A 19,877-nucleotide genomic window follows, 5' to 3' on the forward strand; every position below is an offset into this window, starting at 1 on the left:
GCGATACGTTCGGAAACCAGTAGTATAAATCAATCCCCGCGACCGTCTGCTAACGTACAACCACGGCTTATTTGCTATCGGTCAGCGAACCCACCGTATGACCGGCGATAGCGAAGATCCGAACGACGAACTGCAATATCACCTGGCGGTCGGCCCCGACGATGTCGCCGACACAGTCCTTCTCCCGGGCGACCCAGAACGCATCGAGAAGATCACGAATCAGTGGAGTAATTCAGAGGTGGTCGCCGAACACCGTGAGTTCCGCACCGCCACGGGCGAATATGAGGAGACTCCGATCAGCACGACCTCGACGGGCATCGGCAGTCCCTCGGCAGCCATCGCAGTCGAGGAACTCGCGCGCGTCGGCGTGGAGACGTTCCTTCGTGTGGGGTCCTGTGGAGCCATCCAGCCCGAGATGGACGTGGGCGACCTCGTCATCACCTCGGGAGCCGTCAGACAGGAGGGTACCAGCGGCGAGTACGTCCGCGAGGACTTTCCGGCGAGCGCCGACGACCGCGTGGTGGCGGCACTAGTTGCGGCCGCCGAGCAGTTGGGCCACGACTACCACGTGGGCGTGACCGCGAGCACCGACAGCTTCTACGCCGGGCAGGGTCGGCCGGGCTTCGAGGGGTTCGAGGCCGCCGGCAGCGAGGCCCAGTTCGAGGAACTGCGCGAGGCAGGAGTGTTGAACTTCGAGATGGAGGCGAGCGCGATTCTCAGCCTCGCCAACCTCTACGGATTGCGGGCGGGCGCGGTCTGCACAGTGTATGCCAATCGGACGACCGGCGAGTTCCGCACCGAAGGGGAGAACCGTGCGGCCGAGACCGCCAGTCTCGCGGCGGCGCTGCTCGCTCGGATGGACGAGCGGGCGCGCGAGGTCGGTGCCGACCGCTGGTATCCCGGTCTCGGCATCGACGGCTGACGACGCTCGATAGCACGGAGAGCGCCCACAGCACGGTTCCGCATCGGGAATCCTTTTCAGTCGGGACGCGCTATATCCCATGTGGCGTCCCCGTTCGAGGTTTTGGAGATCGATCCCGACGCGAGCGCAGCCGAACTCCGGCGGGCCTACCGCGAGCGCGTCATCGAGGCCCACCCCGATCACGGCGGTTCGGCCACGGAGTTCCAGCGCGTCCGGGAAGCGTACGCGGCGGCCAAGGCCGGCCGCGAACTCGAAGCGCCGCCCGAGCGCGAGGAACTCGACGAGGAGTCCGAACCAGACGACGAACCCGACGGCGCGCGCGTCGAGTACCTGAACTACGCGGTGCTCGACGACCACGGCTGGGACGTCGGCGACGCGGACCTCTTCGGGAAGGCCAACGACGCGGACCTCGACCCGGTCAACTATGGCAAGTTCCTCGTCCAGCCGGGCGAGTCGCTGCTCGAAGCCGCCGAGAACCGGGGTTTCGCGTGGCCCTACGCCTGTCGTGGCGGCGCGTGTGCGAACTGTGCGGTCGCACTCGTCGAAGGCGAGTTGGAGATGCCCGCCGACACCATCCTCCCGCCGAAGATGAAGGCCAGCGGCATCCGGCTCTCGTGCAACGGGATTCCGATCACCGACGAGATGAAAGTCATTTATAATATCAAACACCTCCCGGGTCTCGACGAACTGAGACTGCCCCCGCGGCCGTTCGAGCAGGCTCACGCCAGCGACTGACTTGGAGACGTGGCAAACAGTTAAGCCGAATCCCGACGCACCGTTTCGGATGATAAAACTCGTTGTCGGGTTAGTCAAGAAAGACGGCATGAGCATCGAGGCGTTCGAAGACCACTGGCACGACGAGCACGCCCCGCGGGCGAGCGAGATTCCGAGCCTCGAAAAGTACACTACTGGAGTCGCACTCGACCCCGAGGAAAGCGAGTACGACGGCATCGCCGAACTCTACTTCGAGAACCCCGAGGACGTCGAGACGGCCTTCGATTCGGAGGCCGGTCGGTGGGCGCTCGACGACCTCGAAAACTTCACCGAGACGGACGAGAACATCCAGCTAGTGCTCGACGAGACGGTGCAGGTTGAGTAGGCGGGTAGCTCACTTCCTGAGAAACGACGAGATGCGGTCGGTCAGGCCGCCGTCGCCGAGTTTGAGGTAGTAGGCCGCGCCGCCGTCCTCGTAGTAGTGGTCGATGTGGCGCTGGATCTCGAAGCCGATGTGTTCGTAGAAGCCGACGGCGTCCCGATTGCTCGCGCGGGCGTGACAGCTCACCGAACCGTGTTCCTCGGCGACGGTGGCGACGAGCCGTTCGCCGAAGCCCTCGCCGCGGTGGGCGAAATCGACGGCCAGAAAGAGCACGTAACCGTCACGGCGGACGGCCGCGAAGCCGATGAGGTCGTCGTCGCTGCCGGCGAAGACGAGGTGGACGGTCGCGCGGCGGTAGGCGTCGGCGAAGAACCCGCGGCGCTGTTTGAGCACGCCCTCCTCGCGGCGGATGCGCTCTTTCAGCTCCCACGCGGCGTCGAGATGCTCGTCGCTGCCCGGCCCGGCGACGCGATTCGTGACATCGACACTCACTGTCGGTCGATAGTGCACACGAAACCATAACTCCACCGCCCGCAGGGGAAGGCACAACGTTTTCGAGGGGGCCACCGCTGACTGCGGTATGGCTTCGGCGTCGGAACCGCGAGAGTCGTCGGGTGTGCTGCACACGCTGCGCGAGTGGCTCATCACGGGCGCTGCGCTCACGATCCCATTCCTCATCACCGTGATGGTGCTGGCGTTCGTGTTGAACTTCCTCAGTAACGTCCTCACGCCGGTCGTCGAGGCGGCGCGCGTGCTCGGGTTCATCGGGCCGGTCGCCGGTATCGCCCGTGCCATCGGTCTCGGACCGGCGTTCGGTTCGGTCATCATCGAGTTCGGCACCATCTTCGCGCTCGTGGCCATCGTCTTCGTCGTCGGGTTCGTCGCCCACGCCACCTCCTCCGAGCGGAAGTTCTCCCAGTGGTTCCACACCGCGATGGAGGCGATCCCGGGCGTCGGCTCGGTCTACACGAGTTTCAGGCGTATGAGCGACGTGTTGCTCGAAAGCGACACCAGTAGTTTTCAGGACGTGAAGCTCATCGAGTTCCCGAACGAGGGCACCTACTCGTTCGCGTTCGTGACCGCCCAGCCGCCGGCGACCATCGACGAGGCCGCGAGCCACGACGACCTCAGAACGCTGTTCATGCCGCTCGCGCCCAACCCCGTGATGGGCGGGTTTCTGGTCCACGTCCCCGCAGCGCGGGTCTACGACGTCGACCTCACCGTGGAGCAGGCCGTCAGCGCCATCGTCACCAGCGGCGTCGCCATCGGCGATACGGAGGACACGACGAGTCTCTCGGCCGACGAACTGGCGGCGCTCGGCGAGTACGACGCCGAGCGGACGACCGTCGAGGAGGGACTCGTCGGCGGGCCGGCGAACCCCGAACCGGCAGAACGCACCGCCGAACCCGCCGAGAGCAGCGATACGGAGCGTGGCGAGTCGTGAGCTTCGAACTCCGCGCACACACCGCGGACGTGGCCGTCGCCGCTGCGGGAGCGACGCTCGACGAGACGTTCGGCGCGGTCGCCGACGGACTGGCGGCGGCGATGTGCGAAGCGATCCCCGAGAGCGGCGAGCGCTTCGAGTTCACCGTCAGCGCCGAGAACCGCGAGGCGCTCCTGTACGAGTATCTCGCCGACTGCATCTATCAGCGCGACGTGCGCGGCGTACTGCCCGTCGCAAACCGGGCGACGGTACAGCGCGATGGCGACGAGTGGCGCGGTGAGGCGAGCGCGCGCGGTGTTTCGCTCTCAGACGTCGATGCACGGGAGATCAAGGCCGTGACGTACTCCGAGATGTGCATCGAAGAGGACGAGGGAGGCTGGCGGGCCTATGTCGTCTTCGACGTCTGACCCGGGGAGACGAAACCTATTCCGGCGACGGCGGAGTAAGGCGGGCATGGATACCTACGACGCCGACGGAGTTACGCTCGAACGGGTGGACGAATACGTCTGGGAGATCCCACAGGAGGGGGCGATGAACGCGCCCGCACGGGTGCTCGCCAGCGAGGCGCTGCTCGACGAGATCTCGGACGACAAGACGCTCGAACAGTTGCAGAACTCGACACAGCTCCCGGGAGTGGAAAAATACGCGGTCTGCATGCCCGACGGCCATCAGGGGTACGGCTTCCCGGTGGGTGGGGTTGCCGGTATCGACGCCGAGGATGGCTGTATTTCACCGGGGGCGGTGGGCTTCGACATTAACTGTGGCGTGCGGATGATGACGACGAACCTCACCTACGAGGACGTCGAGGGTCACGAGGAGGAACTGGTCGAGTCGCTCTTTGCGAACGTTCCATCAGGACTCGGCGGCGGCGGCGTGGTCGAATCCGGTGTCGAAACCGTCGAGGAGATCCTCGACCGGGGCGTCGAGTGGGCGCTCGACGAGGGCTACGCCGTCGAAGCGGACCTCGCCCACTGCGAGGACGAGGGTCGCCGGCCGGACGCCGACCCCGATGCCGTCTCGCAGAAGGCCAAAGACAGGGGCAAGAACCAGATCGGGAGTCTTGGGTCGGGCAACCACTTCCTCGAAGTCCAGCGCGTGACCGACGTCTTCCGGGATGGAGTGGCCGATTCCTACGGGCTGTCGGAGGACCAGATCGTGGTGCTCATCCACTGTGGCTCGCGGGGACTCGGCCATCAGGTCTGTACCGAGTACACCCGCGAGGTCGAGCAGGCGCACTCGGGACTGGTCGATCGGCTCCCGGACAAGGAACTCGCGGCCGCTCCGGCGGGAAGCCAGCTCGCGGACGAATACTACGGCGCGATGTGTGCGGCCATCAACTATGCCTGGGTCAACCGTCAGGTCATCATGCATCGCACGCGAGAGGTGTTCGAGCGGGTGTTCGAGCGCTCGTGGGAGGAGATGGAGATGAACCTGCTCTACGACGTGGCGCACAACATCGCCAAGAAAGAAGTCCACGACGTGGACGGCGAGGAGCGCGAACTCTACGTCCACCGCAAGGGCGCGACCCGGGCGTTCCCCGCCGGGCGCGAGGAAGTCCCGAAGGCGTACCGGGACGTCGGCCAGCCAGTGATAATCCCGGGGAGCATGGGCGCTGGCTCGTATGTCCTCCGTGGTGGCGAAGCCTCGATGGACACCACATTCGGTTCGACGGCCCACGGCGCGGGCCGGACGATGAGTCGCACGCAGGCGAAAAGCGAGTTCTGGGGCGAGGACGTCCAGGACGAACTCCGCGGGCAGAAGGTGTACGTGAAGGCTCAGAGCGGCGCGACCGTCGCTGAGGAAGCGCCCGGCGTCTACAAGGACGTCGACGAAGTCGTGAGGGTGTCCGAGGAGTTGGGCATCGGCGACACCGTGGCGCGAACCTTCCCCGTGTGCAATATCAAAGGCTGAGTCAGCCGGGATGAATCAGCGGATTTCTGACTGCTCGACCGCCGGCCGTCGTATCCGACCTTCGATTTCCGGGTCGATACCGAATTCGCGGGCGTACTCGACGAGCGCCTCGTAGGCTTTCCCAACTGTTCGAACCACGTCGCGTTCGTCGAACGCCGAAAAGAGGTGGTCGCTCTCGACGTGGTGAAAATCGACCGCGACGGAGTACGTCCGGTCGGGGGCAACAGGTTCGCCACCGACCCGCGCCTCGACGAGTTGTCCGGGTTCGTCCCACACCAGAGTCGCACCACTGACGTGACCAACCCTCCAGTCAGGGACCTCGGGATAGCGATAGGAGTGGTCGCACTCGCGGAAGGACTCGAGCAGTTGCTCGCCGGTGAGTTCGAGGACCACGAGATCGTTGTCGAAGGGCAACACGCCGACGAGGTCCACGGCAGTCACTGTTCCCGAGAGCGGGTCGCTCTCCCGGATGCCGGCTCTGAGCATCGCTACCTCCGTGTCGGCTCGCCAGCGAAGGGCATCGGTCACGACGTTGCCGACGCGGCTCTCGCCACCGTATCGGTCTCGCTTTTCGAGTTCGAGAGGCGTATCGAGCGTCGTCACCACCTCCGACAATCCCGTCTCGTCCATCCGCTTGCGGAGCGCCGTTTCGACATCTTCGTCCAGCGGCCCGTCCAGCACGGCGTGGGCGGTCAGCGTCGCTTCGTCGTCCCCGAGTTCAACGTCGAGCAGCCGTCGGCCGTTCGCGCCGGGCCGCGCGACGAGCGTTCCAGCGATGCGCTCTGTGTGGGCCGTGTGGTCGTGCCCGCCGAGAACCGCATCGACGTCGAGTTCCGCCGCCAGTTCGGTGTCATCGCCACAGTGTGAGAGCACGACCGTGTAATCCACCTCGCCTTCGAGTGCTTCGACGCTTTCGGCGACGGCCGCGACCGAGGCGGTGAATTCGAGGTCGTCCGCTTCGGGCGTCATCACCGGCGTGTCGGGGGTCGCCACGCCCACGAGGCCGATGCGATGAGCATCAGTCTCGACGACCGTATGCGCGAGTGCTCCCGCGTCGGTGGCGAAGCGCTCGCCCTCTTCGAAGACGTTCGCGCCGAGCCACGGCTGTGGGGAGTCGCCGACGAGTTCTCGCGTGGCCTCGACGCCGTAATCGAAGTCGTGGTTGCCGAATACCTCGGCGTCCGGCTCGACGGCACGGTAGAAATCGAGCGCCTGCCGGCCCTGCGTGACGAGCGAGAGCACGCCGGGCGCGGTGTTGTCGCCCGCTCCGCACACGACGGTCTCGCTGTCGCGCAACTGATCGATGAGTCCGGCGAGCCGCCCGATGCGTTCCGGGTCGTCGTAGGCGTTCTCGATATCGGCGTAGTGCAACAGGCGCGGGGCCATTCGTCCACATATCAATGGGAGTGGATAAAGTTGTTCCGGGCTATCGAAGAAAGTCGAACGAGACATCCGCCGGCGTAGTGTGTGCCTCCACCGCACGGCCCTGCTCGTAGTTGACGAAGTTCAGATAAAATAACTCGCCACAGCCCTCGCCGTCGGTTTCGCTCGCCCCACAGACGATTTCGACGCCATCGCCCTCCTCGAAGTTCTCGTGTGGAGCGGCGTACTCCCAGCCATCGAGGGCGAAGGGCGTCACGGACTTATCGGCGAGTTCGGGTTCGCGGTCAAGCGTGACGAGCGCATCACAGCGGGGACAGGTGTAGCGAACGGCAACCATATCGGAAGAAGGGTATGGACGCGTATAGCTTCGGTCCTCCAGCGGCGATACGGCCGCCGTACGGTGCTGGCGGTGCTGTGCAGTAGTGCGGAAGGTGTCCGCGCGAACGGAATGGGCGCGGTTGACCGCTCACGCGGTTTGCGAGCGGGAGTTTTTAGTCCAGGTTTTTGCGAGGGGTTTAGCGCGCCGACGGCGCGCGATGCCCCGAAGTAAAAAAGTGGGGGCGGATTAGTCGTTACAGCAGCCACCGACCCGGTCGCCGAAGTCGATGGCGAGATCGGCGGCGATCTCTTGGTTCACCCGTTCGAGACGCGCATCGAGGGCTTCCTGCGCTTCGAGGAACTCGGCCATCGCCGGCACCGTGTGAAGGTCCTGCTGGGCACTTTGGAGCGTTTCGAGGTCGTCCTGTGTGGCCTCGCCGGTCTGGCGAGCCTGCACGAACTCGTCGCGCAGGCGCTCGAACTCCTGAACCTTCTTCTGGGCTTCGGGGCTTTTCTCGACAGCGGCTTTCGACTCGACGAAGCGCTCGTACTCCGGCGTGTCGGCGATGGCCGCGCCGAGATCGCCCGCGACGGTTTCGGGTTCGTCCCGTGTCGTGGCTTCGACGCCGGCGTCGACCTCCGATTCGGTGCTCATCACTCCCCGGTTGGGTCGTGAGCGCCTTCAACGTGGCGGTCAGCGGAGTCGAGATTCGATCCACGCCACCACGTCGGCGAGTTCGTCCGGGCCGATACCGTGGGCGCTCTCGTACTGGTGGGACTCGACCGCACAACCCATCTCACGGAGGCGGTCGGCGGCCCGCTCGGCGCGCTGGGCGGGAATCATCCGGTCGGCGGTGCCCGAACCGACGAACACCGGTGTGCCCGCGATACCATTGGGCGCGCTGTCGGCGTGTGTTTCGGCCAGATACCCATGTAAACAGACGACCCACGCGAACCGGTCCGGCTGCTCGCACAAAAGCGAGAGGCTCGTGATGGCCCCCTGACTGAATCCGAGCAGTCCGATTCTCCCTGGTGCGAGGTCGTAGCGCTCGATCGCAGCCTCGATGTTCTCGGCGACGAGATCGAGGCTCCGGCGGAACTCCTCCTCGTCGGGTTGGCTGCGATGGAGATCACCGTCGGGCATCACCATCTCGTACCACGTATAGCCTTGCATGAGTCGGTCCGGCGCGCGCAGGCTGACGATGTGGAGTTCGTCGGGCAGGCGCTGGGCCACGGGAAGCAGGTCCTGCTCGTCCGCGCCGCGACCGTGAAGGACGAACACCGCCGGTGCGGGTCCCTCGGTGAGGCTATCGGGGTCCACGTGGACGTGTTCGAGCGGGAGGTCGGCGGGCATGGAGCGACGTAGGTCGGTAAGGGGTTTCAACCTCTTGGGCAGCAACGATTCGATGGCCTGTGCGTCTCGTCGCTCACGCAAAACACCGAGACTAAACGTCAGGACAGCCAAACCCGGTCAATGAGCCATACGTCGGAATCGAAGTCGGGTGACCTCACCAAGACGGGAATGTCGCTCAAGCACGACCGTGAGTGGGACTACGAACTCGACAGGATAGTGGAAGCGGTCGAGGAGCGCGACGCGAAGAAGGTCGGTCTCCAGTTCCCCGAGGGGCTGAAGCGCCGCGGTCCCGCGGTCACCGACGACCTGCGCGCACTCCTGCCCGACGACGTTCGGGTACTCCTGTCGGGCCAGCCTTGCTATGGCGCCTGCGACCTCGACACCTACATGATGCGCCGCACGGACGTGTTCGTCCACTTCGGCCACTCGCCGATGAAAGAGTCGGACAAGATCATCTACGTCCCGCTCTTCTCGAACGTCGACGTCGAGCCGATCCTCGAAGACTCTCTGGACGAACTCGCAGACCCCGCCGAGAACCCCGACGTCGGCCTCGTGACGACCGCCCAGCACATGAACAAGTTCGAGGAGATGCGCGCGTGGCTCGAGGAGCGAGAGTTCGACGTCCACACACGCCGCGGCGACGAGCGGCTCACCCACGAGGGGCAGGTCTTGGGCTGTAACTACGCCTCGGCGGACATCGACGCCGACCAAGTGCTCTACGTGGGCGGCGGGAAGTTCCATCCCCTCGGACTGGCGATGGAACACCCTGACAAGCGGGTCGTCATCGCCGATCCCGTCAACAACGCCGTCTCGATCGCCGACACCGAGAAATTCCTCAAACAGCGCTACGGGGCCGTCCACCGCGCGATGGATGCACGGAAATGGGGCGTCATCTTCTGTACGAAGATCGGCCAGGGTCGCTACGACCAGGCCGAGAAGATCGTCGAGGAGAACGACGACGCCTACCTCATCACGATGGACGAGGTGACGCCCGACAGGCTCCGGAACTTCGACATGGACGCGTTCGTCAACACTGGGTGTCCGAGAATTACGACCGACGACGGTCCGCGATTCCACAAACCGATGCTCACGCCGGGCGAGTACGAGATCGCCGTCGGCAACGAACCGCTGGAGAACCTCTCGTTCGATACTTTCCACGGCACGTGGTAGGCGTCGTGGGCTGCTGTTAGTCGACCGCTTCGAGCCGGAACGCATATGCCGGCCATCCCGGTCGTGTACCCATGCCCGGCGCACGCATCGAGCGCGGCGAGCGCGTCACGCTCCGAACCATCGAAGAGAAGGATATTCCGTTCACACAGCGCGCATCGGCCAATCCGGAAATCCGCTACCCGCTCGGCTCCCCGCTCAGGAACCGCGAGGAGGTCGAAAACTGGGATACCGAAAGCACTGACCGCTTTCTCGTCAGTCTCGACGACGATGCGGGTCCCGGCCAACCCGACGAGGGAGAGACGAAACCCATCGGCGTCGTCGCCGTCGAGGACGCCGACTGGAAACGTCCCGAACTCGGTTACTGGCTCGTCCCGGAGGTCCACGGCGAGGGCTACGGCACCGAGGCGGTCGCGCTCGTCGTCGAGTACGTCTTCCGGAGCTACGAGACGCCCGCCATCGGCGCGGGTGCGTTCGACTTCAACGACGCTTCCCAGGGACTGCTCGAATCGCTCGGCTTCAGCGAGGAGGGCCGCCGTCGCAAATACATGTTCGTCGACGGCGCACACCGCGACATGATTCAGTACGGCTTGTTGCGGGAGGAGTGGCGCGAACAGCACGATTCGTGAGTCTCGCTTATCGAACTCTACCAGTAGCTCTCGTATACTTTCACCGCGTAGCCTTCTGACGAGTCGCGATACAGACGAGAACCCAGGCTACACCCTCTTCGATCGAGTTCATACAGTTAGTCCGAAAAATCGAGCACGACCGCTCGTCCGGCTCAGCTCTCGATGGTTTCGATTTCCTCGTCGGTGAGGTCGATGTCGCTTGCGGCGACGTTCTCTTCGAGGTGGTCGATACTCGAGGTACCGGGAATCGGAAGCATCACGGGCGAGTGCTGGAGCAGCCACGCGAGCCCGACCTGATACTCGGTCGCGTCGTGGTTGTCGGCGACTTCGTCGAGACCGTCGAGGTCGCCCGAGCCGAGCGGTGCCCACGGGATGAATCCGATATCATGCTCCTCGCAGTAGTCGAGAACCTCCTCGTGCTCGCGGTCGCCGATGTTGTACTGGTTCTGGACGGTGGCGATCTCCACTACGTCGCGCGCGGTTTCGAGCTGCTCGACCGAGACGTTCGAGACGCCGACGTGGTTGACCTTCCCCTCGTCTGTGAGGTCGGCGAAGGTCTCGACGGCTTCGGCGTAGTCGATGTCGGGGTCCGGGCGGTGATACTGATAGAGGTCGATCTGGTCCACTTTGAGCCGGTCGAGACTCCCGAGAATCGAATTGCGGATGTAGCCCGGCTGGCCACAGCGCGGCCACGAGGCGTCGCGGTCGTCGCGCCAGAGTCCGCCTTTCGTCGCCACGAAGACGTCCTCGTAGGGCGCGAGCGCCTCGCCGATGAGTCGTTCCGAGACCGCTGGCCCGTACGAATCGGCGGTGTCGATGAAGTCCACACCCAACTCGGTGGCCCGCTGGAGGACGTCCTTGGCCTCCTCTTCGTCGTCCGGCGGACCGATGATCTCCTCGCCGGTGAGTCGCATCGCGCCGTAGCCCAGTCGATGAACAGTATCTTCACCGCCGATATCGAACGTGTCGCTCCGGTTTTCGGTTGCCATCGAACGAAAGACGACTACCACACGGGAGCCTCTTTCGGCCGCGGCAGTCCGTTCGGCAAGTACGAGATACCGGACCTCAGAACCCGCGCTGGTACTGAATGGGTGGCTCGATCTGTTCCGACCGGTCGAGGGTATCGGCGGCGTGCAGCGAGAAATACGGGTCCCTGAGATGCTCGCGGCCGACGATGGCCATGTCCGCCCGGCCGTTGCGGACGAGCGCGTCGGCTTGAACGGGGGAGGAGATGCCGCCGACCGCCCCGACGGCGATATCGGACTCGCGCTCGCGGGTGATGCGGTCGGCGTAGGGCAGCTGATAGCCCGGTCCCCGGGAGGGGATCTGCGGGTCGGGGTCGTTGCCGCCGGCGCTCACGTCGATGAGGTCCGCGCCCGCCGCGGCGAGGTCGTCGGTCAATCTGATCGAGTCCTCGACCGTCCACGAGTTGCGCTCGGGCAGCCAGTCGGTCGCCGAGATACGGACGAAGACGGGCTTGTCGTCGGGCCAGACTTCCCGCACCGCGGCCGTCACCTCGCGGACCAAGCGGCTCCGGCCCTCGAAGTCGCCGCCGTAATCGTCCGTCCGGTGGTTGGTGACCGGCGAGAGGAACTCGTGGAGGAGGTAGCCGTGGGCGGCGTGGACCTCGGCGATATCGAAGCCCGCCTCGTCGGCGTGCTCGGCGGCAGTCCTGAAGGAGTCGATGACGTCCTCGATGTCGTCCTGCGTCATCGCCGCCGTTTCCGTCGCCCCGCTTTCGTAGGGCCACGGCTCCCGGCTGGGGGCGATCGTCTCCCAGCCGCCCTCGTCGGGCTGAAGCGGCTCGCTACCGTCCCACGGTCGGGATTTCGACGCCTTCCGGCCGGCGTGGGCGAGCTGGATGGCCGGCACCGAGCCCTGGGATTTGACGAACTCGGCTACCGGCGCGAGCGCGTCGGCATGGGCGTCGCTCCAGATGCCCAGATCCTCCGGCGAGATGCGCCCGCGCGCCTCGACCGCGGTCGCCTCGGTCATCACGACGCCGGCCCCGCCGGACGCCCGACTACCGAGGTGGACGAGATGCCAGTCGGTCGCCAGCCCGTCGCGATCCTCACAAGAATACTGACACATCGGAGAGACCATCACCCGGTTCGGGATCGTCGTCTCGCGCAGTTCGAGCGGCGCGAAGAGATCTGCTGTCATCACCGAAACCACGTGCTCACCCGGAAAGACGGTGACGAAAACGGCCGCCGTGGCACGAAAAACAGGTCTATACCGCCGATTCCGGAAACGGTGTCTCGCCGCCGGTTCAGCCGAGCGTGAGCGCGAGCGGAATCGCAAACACGACCACGAGACCGACGAGCGCCACGAGCGCGCCGATACCGACTTCGCGGCCCGAGAAGTCGCTCATCGGGGCCGTCTCGCGGGTGGCGACCGGTTCGACGCTTCCATGAGTTCCCTCGCCCGCCGCGTCGGGGTGGCTCTCGCGGCTCTCGTGGTCGCCCTCGACCATCGTCTCGTTTTCGGTGTCGGTCGCCTGCTCCTGGCCGGCCTCTGACTCGCGCGGCTCGGTCGGCGCGTCGTCGCTCATGGCCGAGTCGATGACCGCGGGCTACTAAAGCCTCCCTGTCGGGGGCGACCGGATTGCTTTTTGCTCGGAGTGCGGTAGGTCGCGTCAATGGCGTTGACGAAGCGAGTCATTCCCTGTATCGACGTCGACCTCGACGAGGCGGGCGAGCCGGCGGTCTACACCGGCGTGAACTTCGAGAACCTGACCTACTCGGGCGACCCCGTCGAGATGGCGCGCCAGTACAACGAGGCGGGGGCCGACGAGTTCGTCTTCCTCGACATCACCGCGAGCGCCGACGGCCGCGAGACGATGCTCGACGTCGTCTCGCGTGTCGCGGACGAGGTGTTCATTCCCCTGACAGTAGGCGGCGGCATCCGCACCCGCGCGGATATAAGGGAGACCCTCCGGGCGGGCGCGGACAAGGTCTCCATCAACACGGGCGCACTCCAGAGTCCAAGTCTCATCACCGAGGGCGCAGAATCGTTCGGCAGCCAGTGTATCGTCATCTCGGTCGACGCGCGCCGCCGCTACGACGGCGAGGGCGAACACTTCGTCACCATCGACGGCGAATCGTGCTGGTTCGAGTGCACGGTGAAGGGTGGGCGCGAAGGGACGGGCATCGACGTGATCGAGTGGGCGCGCGAGGCCCAAAATCGCGGTGCGGGCGAACTGTTCGTCAACTCCATCGACGCCGATGGCACGAAGGAGGGGTACGACATCCCATTGACGCGCGCAGTCTGTGAGACCGTCTCGACGCCGGTCATCGCCTCCTCGGGCTGTGGCGGTCCCGCCGACATGACGGAGGTGTTCACCGAGGCGGGTGCGGACGCGGCGCTTGCGGCCTCGATTTTCCACTTCGGCGAGTATTCGATTCGGGAGGTCAAGGAACGTCTCGACGAGCATGGGATACCGGTCCGACGCTAAGGGTCGTCTCGCCTGTGGCAGGCGGTTTTTGATGCAGATTTTTGCGGCCCCGTGAACGAAGTGAATCGGGCCGCAAGAAGGTGCCAATGGAATATCTCGACGAGCAGGGGATACCGGTGCGGCGCTGAGAGCGGGCAGTGGCCGTCGGTGTGCTCACTCCGTCAGCGGCAGAACGATGCCGAAGAAAATCACCGAGAGGAAGGCGATGACGATGCCGGCGATCTCGCTGTCGGCGAGGAGAGTCTCACCCCAGCCGGGAAGCGGGCCGAACAGCGCGGGACCGGCGATCGCGCCGAGTGCGCCGAGGACGAACAGCGTGACACCCAGTCCGAAGCCGTATTTCGTGAGCCAGCCGTAATCGAGGTCGCCGTACCGAGCCATACACACCGCTTCCCGCCGACTGCCTCAAAGATTGCGTTTCGTCCCCGCGAAGCACAACCGCTTTGTCCCCACGCGAACGAGTCGACTCAAATGTACGAGACTGCGATGGAGTTGGTTGCGGAGTTCGGATCGACCGCCGTTCGCGCCGTGGGCGCGGCGGTCGCGGCCGTGGCGGGCGTGGTCGTCGAGCTCAATGGTATGGAGACCCTTGGGGCGGGCGAACAGACGATCGGGCTCTGGATGGCGGTGCTGGGCGGCGTGTTGCTCATCGCGGGCTTCGTGCTCGCCCGCGAGGCGGTCGGACAGGTCCGGTCGGCGAACTAACCGTCAGGCAGCGCTCTCGAACGCCGTGTGGAACGCCGCTGTCATGTCGCTCACCCGCTGCGCACCGGCTTCGAGCGCGTCGAGCGGGTCCGTTCCTTCTGTGCGGATGGTGAGCACCGGTTCGGTCTGGCCGCCCGACTGCTCGGGGTTGACGTCGTAGGTGGCCGCCGCGACACCCTCGGTTTCGAGCAGTGCGCCCTTGAGCACGTTCATGAACGTGTGATCCTCGCCCGTTATCTCTATCGACAGTTCCTCGTCGCCGCTCTCGATGACGCGCAGGTCCATACGGTTTCTTCGCGCTCGCGCGCTTCAACCTGACGGACTCCCGCGACAGAGTGAAACCCACGCCCACCCACCACCGATCATGGTCTCGCCGTGGCTGGCGCTCGTCCGCGTCGGGGTCGTCCTCGCGGTCCTCGTCTCGGCGCTCGTCGCGTGGCGACTCGACACGGACGACTGGGAGCGCGCACTGCGGACGCGCTTTCTCGCCGGCGTACCGTGGGGCACGCTGTCGACGGTGGCTGGCGTGCTCGTCGTCTATGTGTTCGTACAGGGCGGGCTCCGGCACTGGCACGCCCCGCTCGCGCTGCCCTTCCGCGCGTGGTCGTACCTCTACCCGCTCGGCATGGCCCTCTCCTCGTTCGCCCACGTCGGCCCGAGCCATCTGGTGAGCAATCTGGTGGGAACGGTTGCACTCGCGCCGCTGGCCGAGTACGCATGGGGCCACTACCCGTCCGAGCGCGGTTCGCCGCTCGTGAGGACCCCCCTCGGCCGCGTGCTCGCGGTGCCGGCCGCCGCCCTCCTCGTCGGGCTGTTCGTCGCGCTCTTTTCGATCGGACCCGTCATCGGCTTCTCGGGCGTGCTCTTCGCCTTCGCGGGCTTCGCGCTCGTACAGTACCCGCTCGCGACCGTGGTCGCGCTCGCGGCCAGCGGTGCTGTTCGACAGCTCTACGCCGCCATCCAGAACCCGGTCGTACAGGCCAGCGCCGAACCCTCGTTCGGAGCGCCGTGGTGGGCCGGCATCGCTATTCAGGCCCACGCCATCGGCCTGCTCGTGGGTGTTCTGGCCGGTATCGCCCTCGTCCGCCGTCGGGGAACGGGACCCTCGGCGAGCCGGCTCTGGCTCGGCACTGTCCTATTCGCCGTCTCGCAGTCGCTGTGGGCGGTCTACTGGTTTCGCGGCAACGGCGGGTTCGTGCTCTACCGGGCGCTCGGCGTGGTGCTCGTCTTCGGGCTTGCCACGCTGGTCGCCGCGAGCGTCGCCGCCCCCGGTCGCTTTTCGCCGACGCGACCGCTCGTCGGCGGCAGCGAGCGCCGGGTGGGGGCCGTGGTCGTCGTCCTGCTCGCGCTCGCGGCGCTTTCGGCTCCCGCGATCCCGGTGAATCTCACCACCGTCGATTCCTCGACGGCACGGGCGGCCGCCGCGCCCGCCGACGCGACGCCCGATGGCAATCCCATCGCCGTACGCGATTACACCGTGCACTACGCCGAGAACGTCACCAACCGGCAGGTGTCGGTGGTTGACGTTGCGGCGTTCGGCGAGAGTACGACCGTCAACGCCAGCGGCGTCGTCGTGGCGAGCGAGCGCCGACACCTCTGGACGACCGCCGTCAGAGCCTCGCGCCTGCAGTTCGCCGGCTGTGCGACCGTCCGTGTCGGCGGTCTCGGCTGGGAGGAGCGAGTGCGAGTCTTACGCACCGGCTGGCGGACGGGCGGCGAGCGGGCTTACAAAGTTCGATTCGAGCACGGCAATCACAGCCGACTCGCCTACCGCTCCGAACCGGCGACCGCCGACGCGACGATCCGGAACAAGAACGTCTCGGTAGTCCCTCGACGGAAGGGGTTCGGGCTGGTCGTCTCACGGGAAAACCGAACGGTTGGGCGCGTGCCGCTCCCGAGAAACGGAACCGCGCGCGCCGCGAACCTCACCTTCAGCCGCGAGGGCCGGGACCTGTTCGTCACGGCCGGCGAGACGCGCGTTCGGGTGGCAAAACGAGAGACGTACGAGTGAGTCCTGCGTATCGAGTGGGGTTCGCCGCCCGACTACGCCCACTCGATGCGGAAGAGTTCGGCGTCGACGGTGTGTGAGTCCGCGTCGTGGAAGTCGAACTGCTTGGGGAGATCGAGTTCGGCGCGGAACGAGCGCGTGACCGTCCCGTCGTTGTCGGCGGCGAACGATGCGACGAAATCCCGACTGCCGGCGTTGTGCACCGAATACGAGACGTCGCCCACGCGGGCGGCCGTGGCGAGGAACGCACGATCCGCGTGTTCGCTGTCGTTCTGTGCGCCGAATGGAGGGTTCATCACCACGGTCGTCCCTCCATCCGTGTCGAGCGGCGCGTCGGTCGCGTCGGCGCGCAGCCACGAGATGTCGGCTGCCGTGCCGACCCGTCCCTCGTTGTCGCGCGCCGTCGAGAGCGGATTGGGGTCGATGTCGACGCCGACCACCCCCGTGGGGCCCCTGAGTGCGGCCGCGAGCGCGAGCATCCCGGTTCCAGTCCCCAAATCGACGACGAACCGGCCCTCGATGTCGCCCTGCAGGTCGGCGTCGTGGACCAGTCTGGCCGCCAGTTCGGGCGGCGTTCGGTACTGCTCCAGGCTCGCCTGCGGGTTCTCGAAGCCGGCGACGACGGCGAGTTGCTGGGCCAGCGCGCTCACGGAACTCATCGCCGACCATACCCAATGGGCATACGAAAACCTTTCCACATACATCGGAGTTATCCGAGGGGTAGAACTACGTCGGTGGCCACCGTTCGACCGACCGGATGGACGAACCCGACCCACAGGTGCAGCAACTGCTCGATTTCATCGACCAACAGCGCGCGCCGCCGACCCACGGCATGTCGGTTCCGACCGCCCGCGCTCGCCTCGACGAACTGTTCGCGACGCCCGATCCCGAACCGGTCGGCGGGGTCGAAAACTTCTCTATCGAGGGGCCCGGCGGCCCGCTTCCCGTTCGGGTGTACGCCCCCGAGACGGGCACGGAGCCGTACGGCGTGTTCGTCACCTTTCATGGCGGTGGGTGGGTCGTCGGCAGCCTCGACACCCACGACCCGGTCTGTCGCGCGCTCGCAAACGCCGCCGAATGTCTCGTCGTCTCGGTCGACTACCGCCTCGCACCCGAACATCCGTTCCCGGCGGCCGCCGAGGACTGCTATGCGGCCGTCGAGTGGGCCGCCGAATACGCCGACGAACTCGGCGGCGACCCCGAGCGCATCGCCGTCGGCGGCGACAGCGCGGGCGGCAACCTCACGGCTGCGGTCACGCTCATGGCCCGCGACCGCGACGGGCCTGAACTGTGTCACCAGTCGCTCGTCTATCCGGCGGTCAACTCCCCCGTGTTGAAGCGATTCGACTCCTACGAGGAGAACGCCGAGGGCTACCTCCTCGAATACGGCAGCATCGAGTGGTACTACGAGCGCTACGTCCAGCGCGCGACCGACGCGCGCAACGAGTACGTCGCACCGCTGCTGGCGCGCGATCTATCGAGCCTTCCACCGGCGACAGTCCTTACTGCGGGGTTCGACCCACTGCGCGACGAGGGCTTCACCTACGCCGATCGCCTCGATGCGGCGGGCGTTTCGGTCACGCACGAGCACTTCGAGGGGATGGTCCACGGGTTCGTCAATCTCGTCGACACCATCGATCGCAGCCGCGACGCCATCGGGTTGCTCGCCGACGACCTCGAAGAAGCGTTCGCCGGGTAGGTGGTCGGTGCGCGAACCGATTGCGGAGAATCAGGCGGCGTTCGTCGAGACGAGACTGCTGGCGACGGCGGCCAGTTCACCGGCGTCGGCCTCGGCGAGGCGCTCGTCGCCGAGCAGCAGCCGCAGGCGCGGGCGACCGACGTCGATGGGGACTTTCGTCGTGTCGAGCAGCCCCATCTCCTCTAGCCGGGTCTTCGTCCGCGAGAAGGTGGCCTTGCTGGCGACGCCGGTGTCCTCACCCCACTTCGAGATGTCGTAGAGCAGTTCCTCGTTTTTCGCCGCGACGAGCAGACTGATCGTCACCTCGTCGAGACCGTCGCCGTCGCCGCGGGCGGTTTCGAGCGAGGCGAGCACGGCGTCGAAGTCCTCGCGCATGGCGGGATCGAACGCCTCGGCCATCGTCTCGCGCACCCGCGACATCGGCGGGGTTCTGAGGCTGTAGTCCGGACTCTCCGCCCAGCGCTCGTCGTACTGCTCGCGGGCACTCTCGACGAACGCCTCGTCGTCGGTCCCGAGGGCGGCCACCCGCTGGTCGGCCGTGACGAGCGAGACGACCGTCTCCCCGGTGACGATCACAGGACCGGTGCCGGCGTCCTCGGTCGTGCGCAGCGAGAGCGTGCCGTCGGCGACGAGGTCGGCGGCCATGCTGGCGACGAGGAAGTCGTCGAGAACGGTCTTGAGCGTGTCGTCGAACGCGAGCAGTCGAACCGTCGGCGGGCTGTCGAGGTCCGCGAGCACCGCGACCAGCCGCTCGACCGACGTCGCCGCAGGAACGACGACGAGCGCCTCGTCGGGCGCGTCCGCGAACACGGTGCGGTAGATTTCGGCGACGTCCGTTTCGATTCGGTTCGAGAAACTCATCGTAGCTAAACGGAGGTTCCCTGTCTATTTAATTTTACTGGCCGAGAGGACCTGAAACGCATAAAATCGAAAGAATTAGGCAACATATCGGACGATCGTTCGGGCAGGACGCCTTACACCCCGTGGTCGGAGAGCAGCAATCACCCCGTCACTGGGAAGCCAGTCTTGCCCACGTTTCCACGAACCACGATGACGAATGGGTGTTGCTCGTCCTCAACCCTTAGAAACGTGAGTTCCCGAGCGATCGTCGTCGGATCCGCCGGAAAGTTGCCTTGAACCATTCTGACCACGTGCGTTACTATATGAAATATTACGGTATATTCATGCGTCATCGGGGCCCTCTCAAAAGTGTTATGGCCAACAGCCGGCACGGGACGGCCGAAGGAGAATCGCCACCGACCAGCATCCTGTTCGAGATGTCGTGTGTCGGGCAGACGGGGGCGGCGCTCGCCGGCAGCGCTTGCGGCTACTCCGGCCCCTAGATCACACCGAGATCGAGGCGGTCGCTCCAGTGTAGTTCGCCGTCGACTTTCACCGGCATGGCTTCGAGTTCGAGCAGCGCCCATAACTCGTGCGCCGAGAGGTCGAGCGTCCGGACGTGACCCGAGGAGAGATAACAGTCGCTCTCGCCCATCGCGGGGATGAAGAGACTGCCGAGACCGTGTTTGCGCGTCGGATAGGTGAACTGCTCGACCCGAAACCGTCCCTCGGCGCGCTCGATTTCACAGAGGATCGGCGTGCCGCTCGCGGCGTAGGCGATGGTGAACTCACCGTCGCCGACGACGAGGTACTGCCCACCGACGATGCACTCGCTGCGGGCGACGTCGAGGGCGGCGCGCAACGGAAATCCGGCATCGAACAGCCCCGCGAGCGCCCGTCCCATCCGAACCGCGTCGCGGTTCAGAATGTCCGAGAGGGTGACGATC

General features: G+C 65.8%; 25 protein-coding genes and 1 pseudogene. 13 read left to right on the plus strand and 13 right to left on the minus strand.

Annotation, left to right across the window (positions count from 1 at the left end; all coding sequences use genetic code 11):
- Window positions 1-97 precede the first annotated feature (97 nt).
- From ACP97_RS09000 to ACP97_RS09010, 3 genes are all read left to right on the plus strand, one after another.
- Window positions 98-922 (plus strand): nucleoside phosphorylase, encoded by an 825-nt coding sequence (locus ACP97_RS09000; protein WP_049997502.1) that lies wholly within the window; start codon window positions 98-100, stop codon window positions 920-922.
- An 81-nt stretch (window positions 923-1,003) separates the two neighbouring features.
- Window positions 1,004-1,657 (plus strand): ferredoxin Fer, encoded by a 654-nt coding sequence (gene fer / locus ACP97_RS09005; protein ID WP_049997503.1) that lies wholly within the window; start codon window positions 1,004-1,006, stop codon window positions 1,655-1,657.
- A 49-nt stretch (window positions 1,658-1,706) separates the two neighbouring features.
- Window positions 1,707-2,021 (plus strand): EthD family reductase, encoded by a 315-nt coding sequence (locus ACP97_RS09010; protein WP_049997504.1) that lies wholly within the window; start codon window positions 1,707-1,709, stop codon window positions 2,019-2,021.
- 9 nt (window positions 2,022-2,030) lie between these two features.
- On the opposite strand, the gene ACP97_RS09015 is transcribed toward ACP97_RS09010, so the two are convergent.
- Window positions 2,031-2,510, minus strand: a complete 480-nt coding sequence (locus ACP97_RS09015) for a GNAT family N-acetyltransferase (protein ID WP_049997505.1) — start codon at window positions 2,508-2,510, stop codon at window positions 2,031-2,033.
- Window positions 2,511-2,598: 88 nt separating this feature from the next.
- Here ACP97_RS09015 and ACP97_RS09020 point away from each other — a divergent pair, with 88 nt between their 5' ends.
- The 3 genes from ACP97_RS09020 to ACP97_RS09030 are packed head-to-tail and all read left to right on the plus strand — an operon-like array spanning window position 2,599 to window position 5,373.
- A complete protein-coding gene (locus tag ACP97_RS09020) occupies window positions 2,599-3,462 on the plus strand; it encodes a DUF502 domain-containing protein (protein WP_049997506.1) in 864 nt (287 codons plus the stop codon).
- Window positions 3,459-3,869: an archease gene (locus tag ACP97_RS09025; protein WP_049997507.1), complete on the plus strand. Its 411-nt coding sequence runs from the start codon at window positions 3,459-3,461 to the stop codon at window positions 3,867-3,869. The genes ACP97_RS09020 and ACP97_RS09025 overlap by 4 nt, the downstream gene beginning before the upstream one ends.
- Before the next feature lie 46 nt (window positions 3,870-3,915).
- Window positions 3,916-5,373, plus strand: a complete 1,458-nt coding sequence (locus ACP97_RS09030) for an RtcB family protein (RefSeq protein WP_049997508.1) — start codon at window positions 3,916-3,918, stop codon at window positions 5,371-5,373.
- A gap of 15 nt (window positions 5,374-5,388) precedes the next feature.
- Here ACP97_RS09030 and ACP97_RS09035 read toward each other — a convergent pair whose 3' ends face one another.
- From ACP97_RS09035 to ACP97_RS09050, 4 genes are all read right to left on the minus strand, one after another.
- Window positions 5,389-6,759 (minus strand): bifunctional metallophosphatase/5'-nucleotidase, encoded by a 1,371-nt coding sequence (locus tag ACP97_RS09035; protein WP_049997509.1) that lies wholly within the window; start codon window positions 6,757-6,759, stop codon window positions 5,389-5,391.
- Window positions 6,760-6,799: 40 nt separating this feature from the next.
- On the minus strand, window positions 6,800-7,093 hold the full coding sequence (locus tag ACP97_RS09040; RefSeq protein ID WP_049997510.1) for a hypothetical protein: 294 nt from the start codon (window positions 7,091-7,093) through the stop codon (window positions 6,800-6,802).
- Window positions 7,094-7,321: 228 nt separating this feature from the next.
- Window positions 7,322-7,729 carry a YlbF family regulator gene (locus ACP97_RS09045; protein ID WP_049997511.1) on the minus strand — a complete coding sequence of 136 codons (408 nt, stop codon included), beginning with the start codon at window positions 7,727-7,729 and terminating at the stop codon, window positions 7,322-7,324.
- Between the two features lie 39 nt (window positions 7,730-7,768).
- Window positions 7,769-8,428 (minus strand): alpha/beta hydrolase, encoded by a 660-nt coding sequence (locus tag ACP97_RS09050; RefSeq protein WP_049997512.1) that lies wholly within the window; start codon window positions 8,426-8,428, stop codon window positions 7,769-7,771.
- 120 nt (window positions 8,429-8,548) lie between these two features.
- On the opposite strand from ACP97_RS09050, the gene dph2 reads away from it, so the two are divergent.
- Complete coding sequence (gene dph2 / locus ACP97_RS09055) at window positions 8,549-9,598, plus strand: diphthamide biosynthesis enzyme Dph2 (RefSeq protein ID WP_049997513.1); 1,050 nt, start codon at window positions 8,549-8,551, stop codon at window positions 9,596-9,598.
- Window positions 9,599-9,669: 71 nt separating this feature from the next.
- A complete protein-coding gene (locus ACP97_RS09060; protein ID WP_049997514.1) occupies window positions 9,670-10,224 on the plus strand; it encodes a GNAT family N-acetyltransferase in 555 nt (184 codons plus the stop codon).
- 152 nt (window positions 10,225-10,376) lie between these two features.
- Here the strand turns inward: ACP97_RS09060 and ACP97_RS09065 are convergent, their stop codons facing one another.
- The 3 genes from ACP97_RS09065 to ACP97_RS09075 all read right to left on the minus strand — a co-directional run bounded on the left by ACP97_RS09065 (window position 10,377) and on the right by ACP97_RS09075 (window position 12,775).
- The gene (locus ACP97_RS09065) at window positions 10,377-11,213 is read right to left on the minus strand and encodes an aldo/keto reductase (RefSeq protein WP_049997515.1); all 837 of its coding nucleotides are present in this window, start codon (window positions 11,211-11,213) and stop codon (window positions 10,377-10,379) included.
- A 76-nt stretch (window positions 11,214-11,289) separates the two neighbouring features.
- Window positions 11,290-12,387, minus strand: a complete 1,098-nt coding sequence (locus tag ACP97_RS09070) for an NADH:flavin oxidoreductase/NADH oxidase (protein ID WP_049997530.1) — start codon at window positions 12,385-12,387, stop codon at window positions 11,290-11,292.
- A gap of 106 nt (window positions 12,388-12,493) precedes the next feature.
- Window positions 12,494-12,775, minus strand: a complete 282-nt coding sequence (locus ACP97_RS09075; protein ID WP_049997516.1) for a DUF7550 family protein — start codon at window positions 12,773-12,775, stop codon at window positions 12,494-12,496.
- Between the two features lie 87 nt (window positions 12,776-12,862).
- Between ACP97_RS09075 and hisF the strand changes: the two genes are divergently transcribed.
- Window positions 12,863-13,678, plus strand: coding sequence for an imidazole glycerol phosphate synthase subunit HisF (hisF, locus tag ACP97_RS09080; RefSeq protein ID WP_049997517.1), 816 nt, complete (start codon window positions 12,863-12,865; stop codon window positions 13,676-13,678).
- 153 nt (window positions 13,679-13,831) lie between these two features.
- Here the strand turns inward: hisF and ACP97_RS09085 are convergent, their stop codons facing one another.
- The gene (locus ACP97_RS09085; protein ID WP_049997518.1) at window positions 13,832-14,059 is read right to left on the minus strand and encodes a DUF7860 family protein; all 228 of its coding nucleotides are present in this window, start codon (window positions 14,057-14,059) and stop codon (window positions 13,832-13,834) included.
- A 90-nt stretch (window positions 14,060-14,149) separates the two neighbouring features.
- Here ACP97_RS09085 and ACP97_RS09090 point away from each other — a divergent pair, with 90 nt between their 5' ends.
- Window positions 14,150-14,383, plus strand: a complete 234-nt coding sequence (locus tag ACP97_RS09090) for a hypothetical protein (RefSeq protein WP_049997519.1) — start codon at window positions 14,150-14,152, stop codon at window positions 14,381-14,383.
- A 3-nt stretch (window positions 14,384-14,386) separates the two neighbouring features.
- Here ACP97_RS09090 and ACP97_RS09095 read toward each other — a convergent pair whose 3' ends face one another.
- Complete coding sequence (locus ACP97_RS09095) at window positions 14,387-14,668, minus strand: DNA-directed RNA polymerase subunit L (protein WP_049997520.1); 282 nt, start codon at window positions 14,666-14,668, stop codon at window positions 14,387-14,389.
- Window positions 14,669-14,747: 79 nt separating this feature from the next.
- Here ACP97_RS09095 and ACP97_RS09100 point away from each other — a divergent pair, with 79 nt between their 5' ends.
- Entirely contained in the window at window positions 14,748-16,394 is a 1,647-nt protein-coding gene (locus ACP97_RS09100) for a rhomboid family intramembrane serine protease (protein ID WP_049997521.1), read from the plus strand.
- Window positions 16,395-16,426: 32 nt separating this feature from the next.
- Here the strand turns inward: ACP97_RS09100 and ACP97_RS09105 are convergent, their stop codons facing one another.
- Window positions 16,427-17,050 carry an METTL5 family protein gene (locus ACP97_RS09105; protein ID WP_049997522.1) on the minus strand — a complete coding sequence of 208 codons (624 nt, stop codon included), beginning with the start codon at window positions 17,048-17,050 and terminating at the stop codon, window positions 16,427-16,429.
- Between the two features lie 98 nt (window positions 17,051-17,148).
- Between ACP97_RS09105 and ACP97_RS09110 the strand changes: the two genes are divergently transcribed.
- Window positions 17,149-18,090, plus strand: a complete 942-nt coding sequence (locus ACP97_RS09110) for an alpha/beta hydrolase (protein WP_049997523.1) — start codon at window positions 17,149-17,151, stop codon at window positions 18,088-18,090.
- Between the two features lie 30 nt (window positions 18,091-18,120).
- Here the strand turns inward: ACP97_RS09110 and tbsP are convergent, their stop codons facing one another.
- Window positions 18,121-18,951, minus strand: coding sequence for a transcriptional regulator TbsP (tbsP, locus tag ACP97_RS09115; protein ID WP_049997524.1), 831 nt, complete (start codon window positions 18,949-18,951; stop codon window positions 18,121-18,123).
- Window positions 18,952-19,304: 353 nt separating this feature from the next.
- Between tbsP and ACP97_RS21035 the strand changes: the two genes are divergently transcribed.
- The gene (locus ACP97_RS21035) at window positions 19,305-19,433 is read left to right on the plus strand and encodes a hypothetical protein (RefSeq protein ID WP_272913444.1); all 129 of its coding nucleotides are present in this window, start codon (window positions 19,305-19,307) and stop codon (window positions 19,431-19,433) included.
- On the opposite strand, the pseudogene ACP97_RS20180 reads toward ACP97_RS21035, so the two are convergent.
- Window positions 19,430-19,877 (minus strand): annotated as a pseudogene (locus ACP97_RS20180) (hypothetical protein); the annotation flags it as partial. The gene ACP97_RS21035 and the pseudogene ACP97_RS20180 sit on opposite strands and share 4 nt — an antisense overlap.

Origin of the sequence: Halococcus sediminicola (assembly GCF_000755245.1) — an archaeon.
Lineage (GTDB): Archaea > Halobacteriota > Halobacteria > Halobacteriales > Halococcaceae > Halococcus > Halococcus sediminicola.

What these genes read in the sequence shown, in the direction of transcription:
- ACP97_RS09090 (WP_049997519.1), top strand. Translation starts at nt 14,150, where the DNA reads ATGTACGAGACTGCGATGGAGTTGGTTGCGGAGTTCGGATCGACCGCC.
- ACP97_RS09075 (WP_049997516.1), bottom strand. Translation starts at nt 12,775, where the DNA reads ATGAGCGACGACGCGCCGACCGAGCCGCGCGAGTCAGAGGCCGGCCAG.
- ACP97_RS09105 (WP_049997522.1), bottom strand. Translation starts at nt 17,050, where the DNA reads ATGAGTTCCGTGAGCGCGCTGGCCCAGCAACTCGCCGTCGTCGCCGGC.
- tbsP (WP_049997524.1), bottom strand. Translation starts at nt 18,951, where the DNA reads ATGAGTTTCTCGAACCGAATCGAAACGGACGTCGCCGAAATCTACCGC.
- ACP97_RS09100 (WP_049997521.1), top strand. Translation starts at nt 14,748, where the DNA reads ATGGTCTCGCCGTGGCTGGCGCTCGTCCGCGTCGGGGTCGTCCTCGCG.
- ACP97_RS09010 (WP_049997504.1), top strand. Translation starts at nt 1,707, where the DNA reads ATGATAAAACTCGTTGTCGGGTTAGTCAAGAAAGACGGCATGAGCATC.
- ACP97_RS09110 (WP_049997523.1), top strand. Translation starts at nt 17,149, where the DNA reads ATGGACGAACCCGACCCACAGGTGCAGCAACTGCTCGATTTCATCGAC.
- ACP97_RS09070 (WP_049997530.1), bottom strand. Translation starts at nt 12,387, where the DNA reads ATGACAGCAGATCTCTTCGCGCCGCTCGAACTGCGCGAGACGACGATC.
- ACP97_RS09095 (WP_049997520.1), bottom strand. Translation starts at nt 14,668, where the DNA reads ATGGACCTGCGCGTCATCGAGAGCGGCGACGAGGAACTGTCGATAGAG.
- ACP97_RS09085 (WP_049997518.1), bottom strand. Translation starts at nt 14,059, where the DNA reads ATGGCTCGGTACGGCGACCTCGATTACGGCTGGCTCACGAAATACGGC.
- ACP97_RS09035 (WP_049997509.1), bottom strand. Translation starts at nt 6,759, where the DNA reads ATGGCCCCGCGCCTGTTGCACTACGCCGATATCGAGAACGCCTACGAC.
- ACP97_RS09065 (WP_049997515.1), bottom strand. Translation starts at nt 11,213, where the DNA reads ATGGCAACCGAAAACCGGAGCGACACGTTCGATATCGGCGGTGAAGAT.
- ACP97_RS09060 (WP_049997514.1), top strand. Translation starts at nt 9,670, where the DNA reads ATGCCCGGCGCACGCATCGAGCGCGGCGAGCGCGTCACGCTCCGAACC.
- ACP97_RS09045 (WP_049997511.1), bottom strand. Translation starts at nt 7,729, where the DNA reads ATGAGCACCGAATCGGAGGTCGACGCCGGCGTCGAAGCCACGACACGG.
- ACP97_RS21035 (WP_272913444.1), top strand. Translation starts at nt 19,305, where the DNA reads ATGGCCAACAGCCGGCACGGGACGGCCGAAGGAGAATCGCCACCGACC.
- ACP97_RS09050 (WP_049997512.1), bottom strand. Translation starts at nt 8,428, where the DNA reads ATGCCCGCCGACCTCCCGCTCGAACACGTCCACGTGGACCCCGATAGC.
- ACP97_RS09040 (WP_049997510.1), bottom strand. Translation starts at nt 7,093, where the DNA reads ATGGTTGCCGTTCGCTACACCTGTCCCCGCTGTGATGCGCTCGTCACG.
- dph2 (WP_049997513.1), top strand. Translation starts at nt 8,549, where the DNA reads ATGAGCCATACGTCGGAATCGAAGTCGGGTGACCTCACCAAGACGGGA.
- ACP97_RS09030 (WP_049997508.1), top strand. Translation starts at nt 3,916, where the DNA reads ATGGATACCTACGACGCCGACGGAGTTACGCTCGAACGGGTGGACGAA.
- ACP97_RS09020 (WP_049997506.1), top strand. Translation starts at nt 2,599, where the DNA reads ATGGCTTCGGCGTCGGAACCGCGAGAGTCGTCGGGTGTGCTGCACACG.
- hisF (WP_049997517.1), top strand. Translation starts at nt 12,863, where the DNA reads ATGGCGTTGACGAAGCGAGTCATTCCCTGTATCGACGTCGACCTCGAC.
- ACP97_RS09000 (WP_049997502.1), top strand. Translation starts at nt 98, where the DNA reads ATGACCGGCGATAGCGAAGATCCGAACGACGAACTGCAATATCACCTG.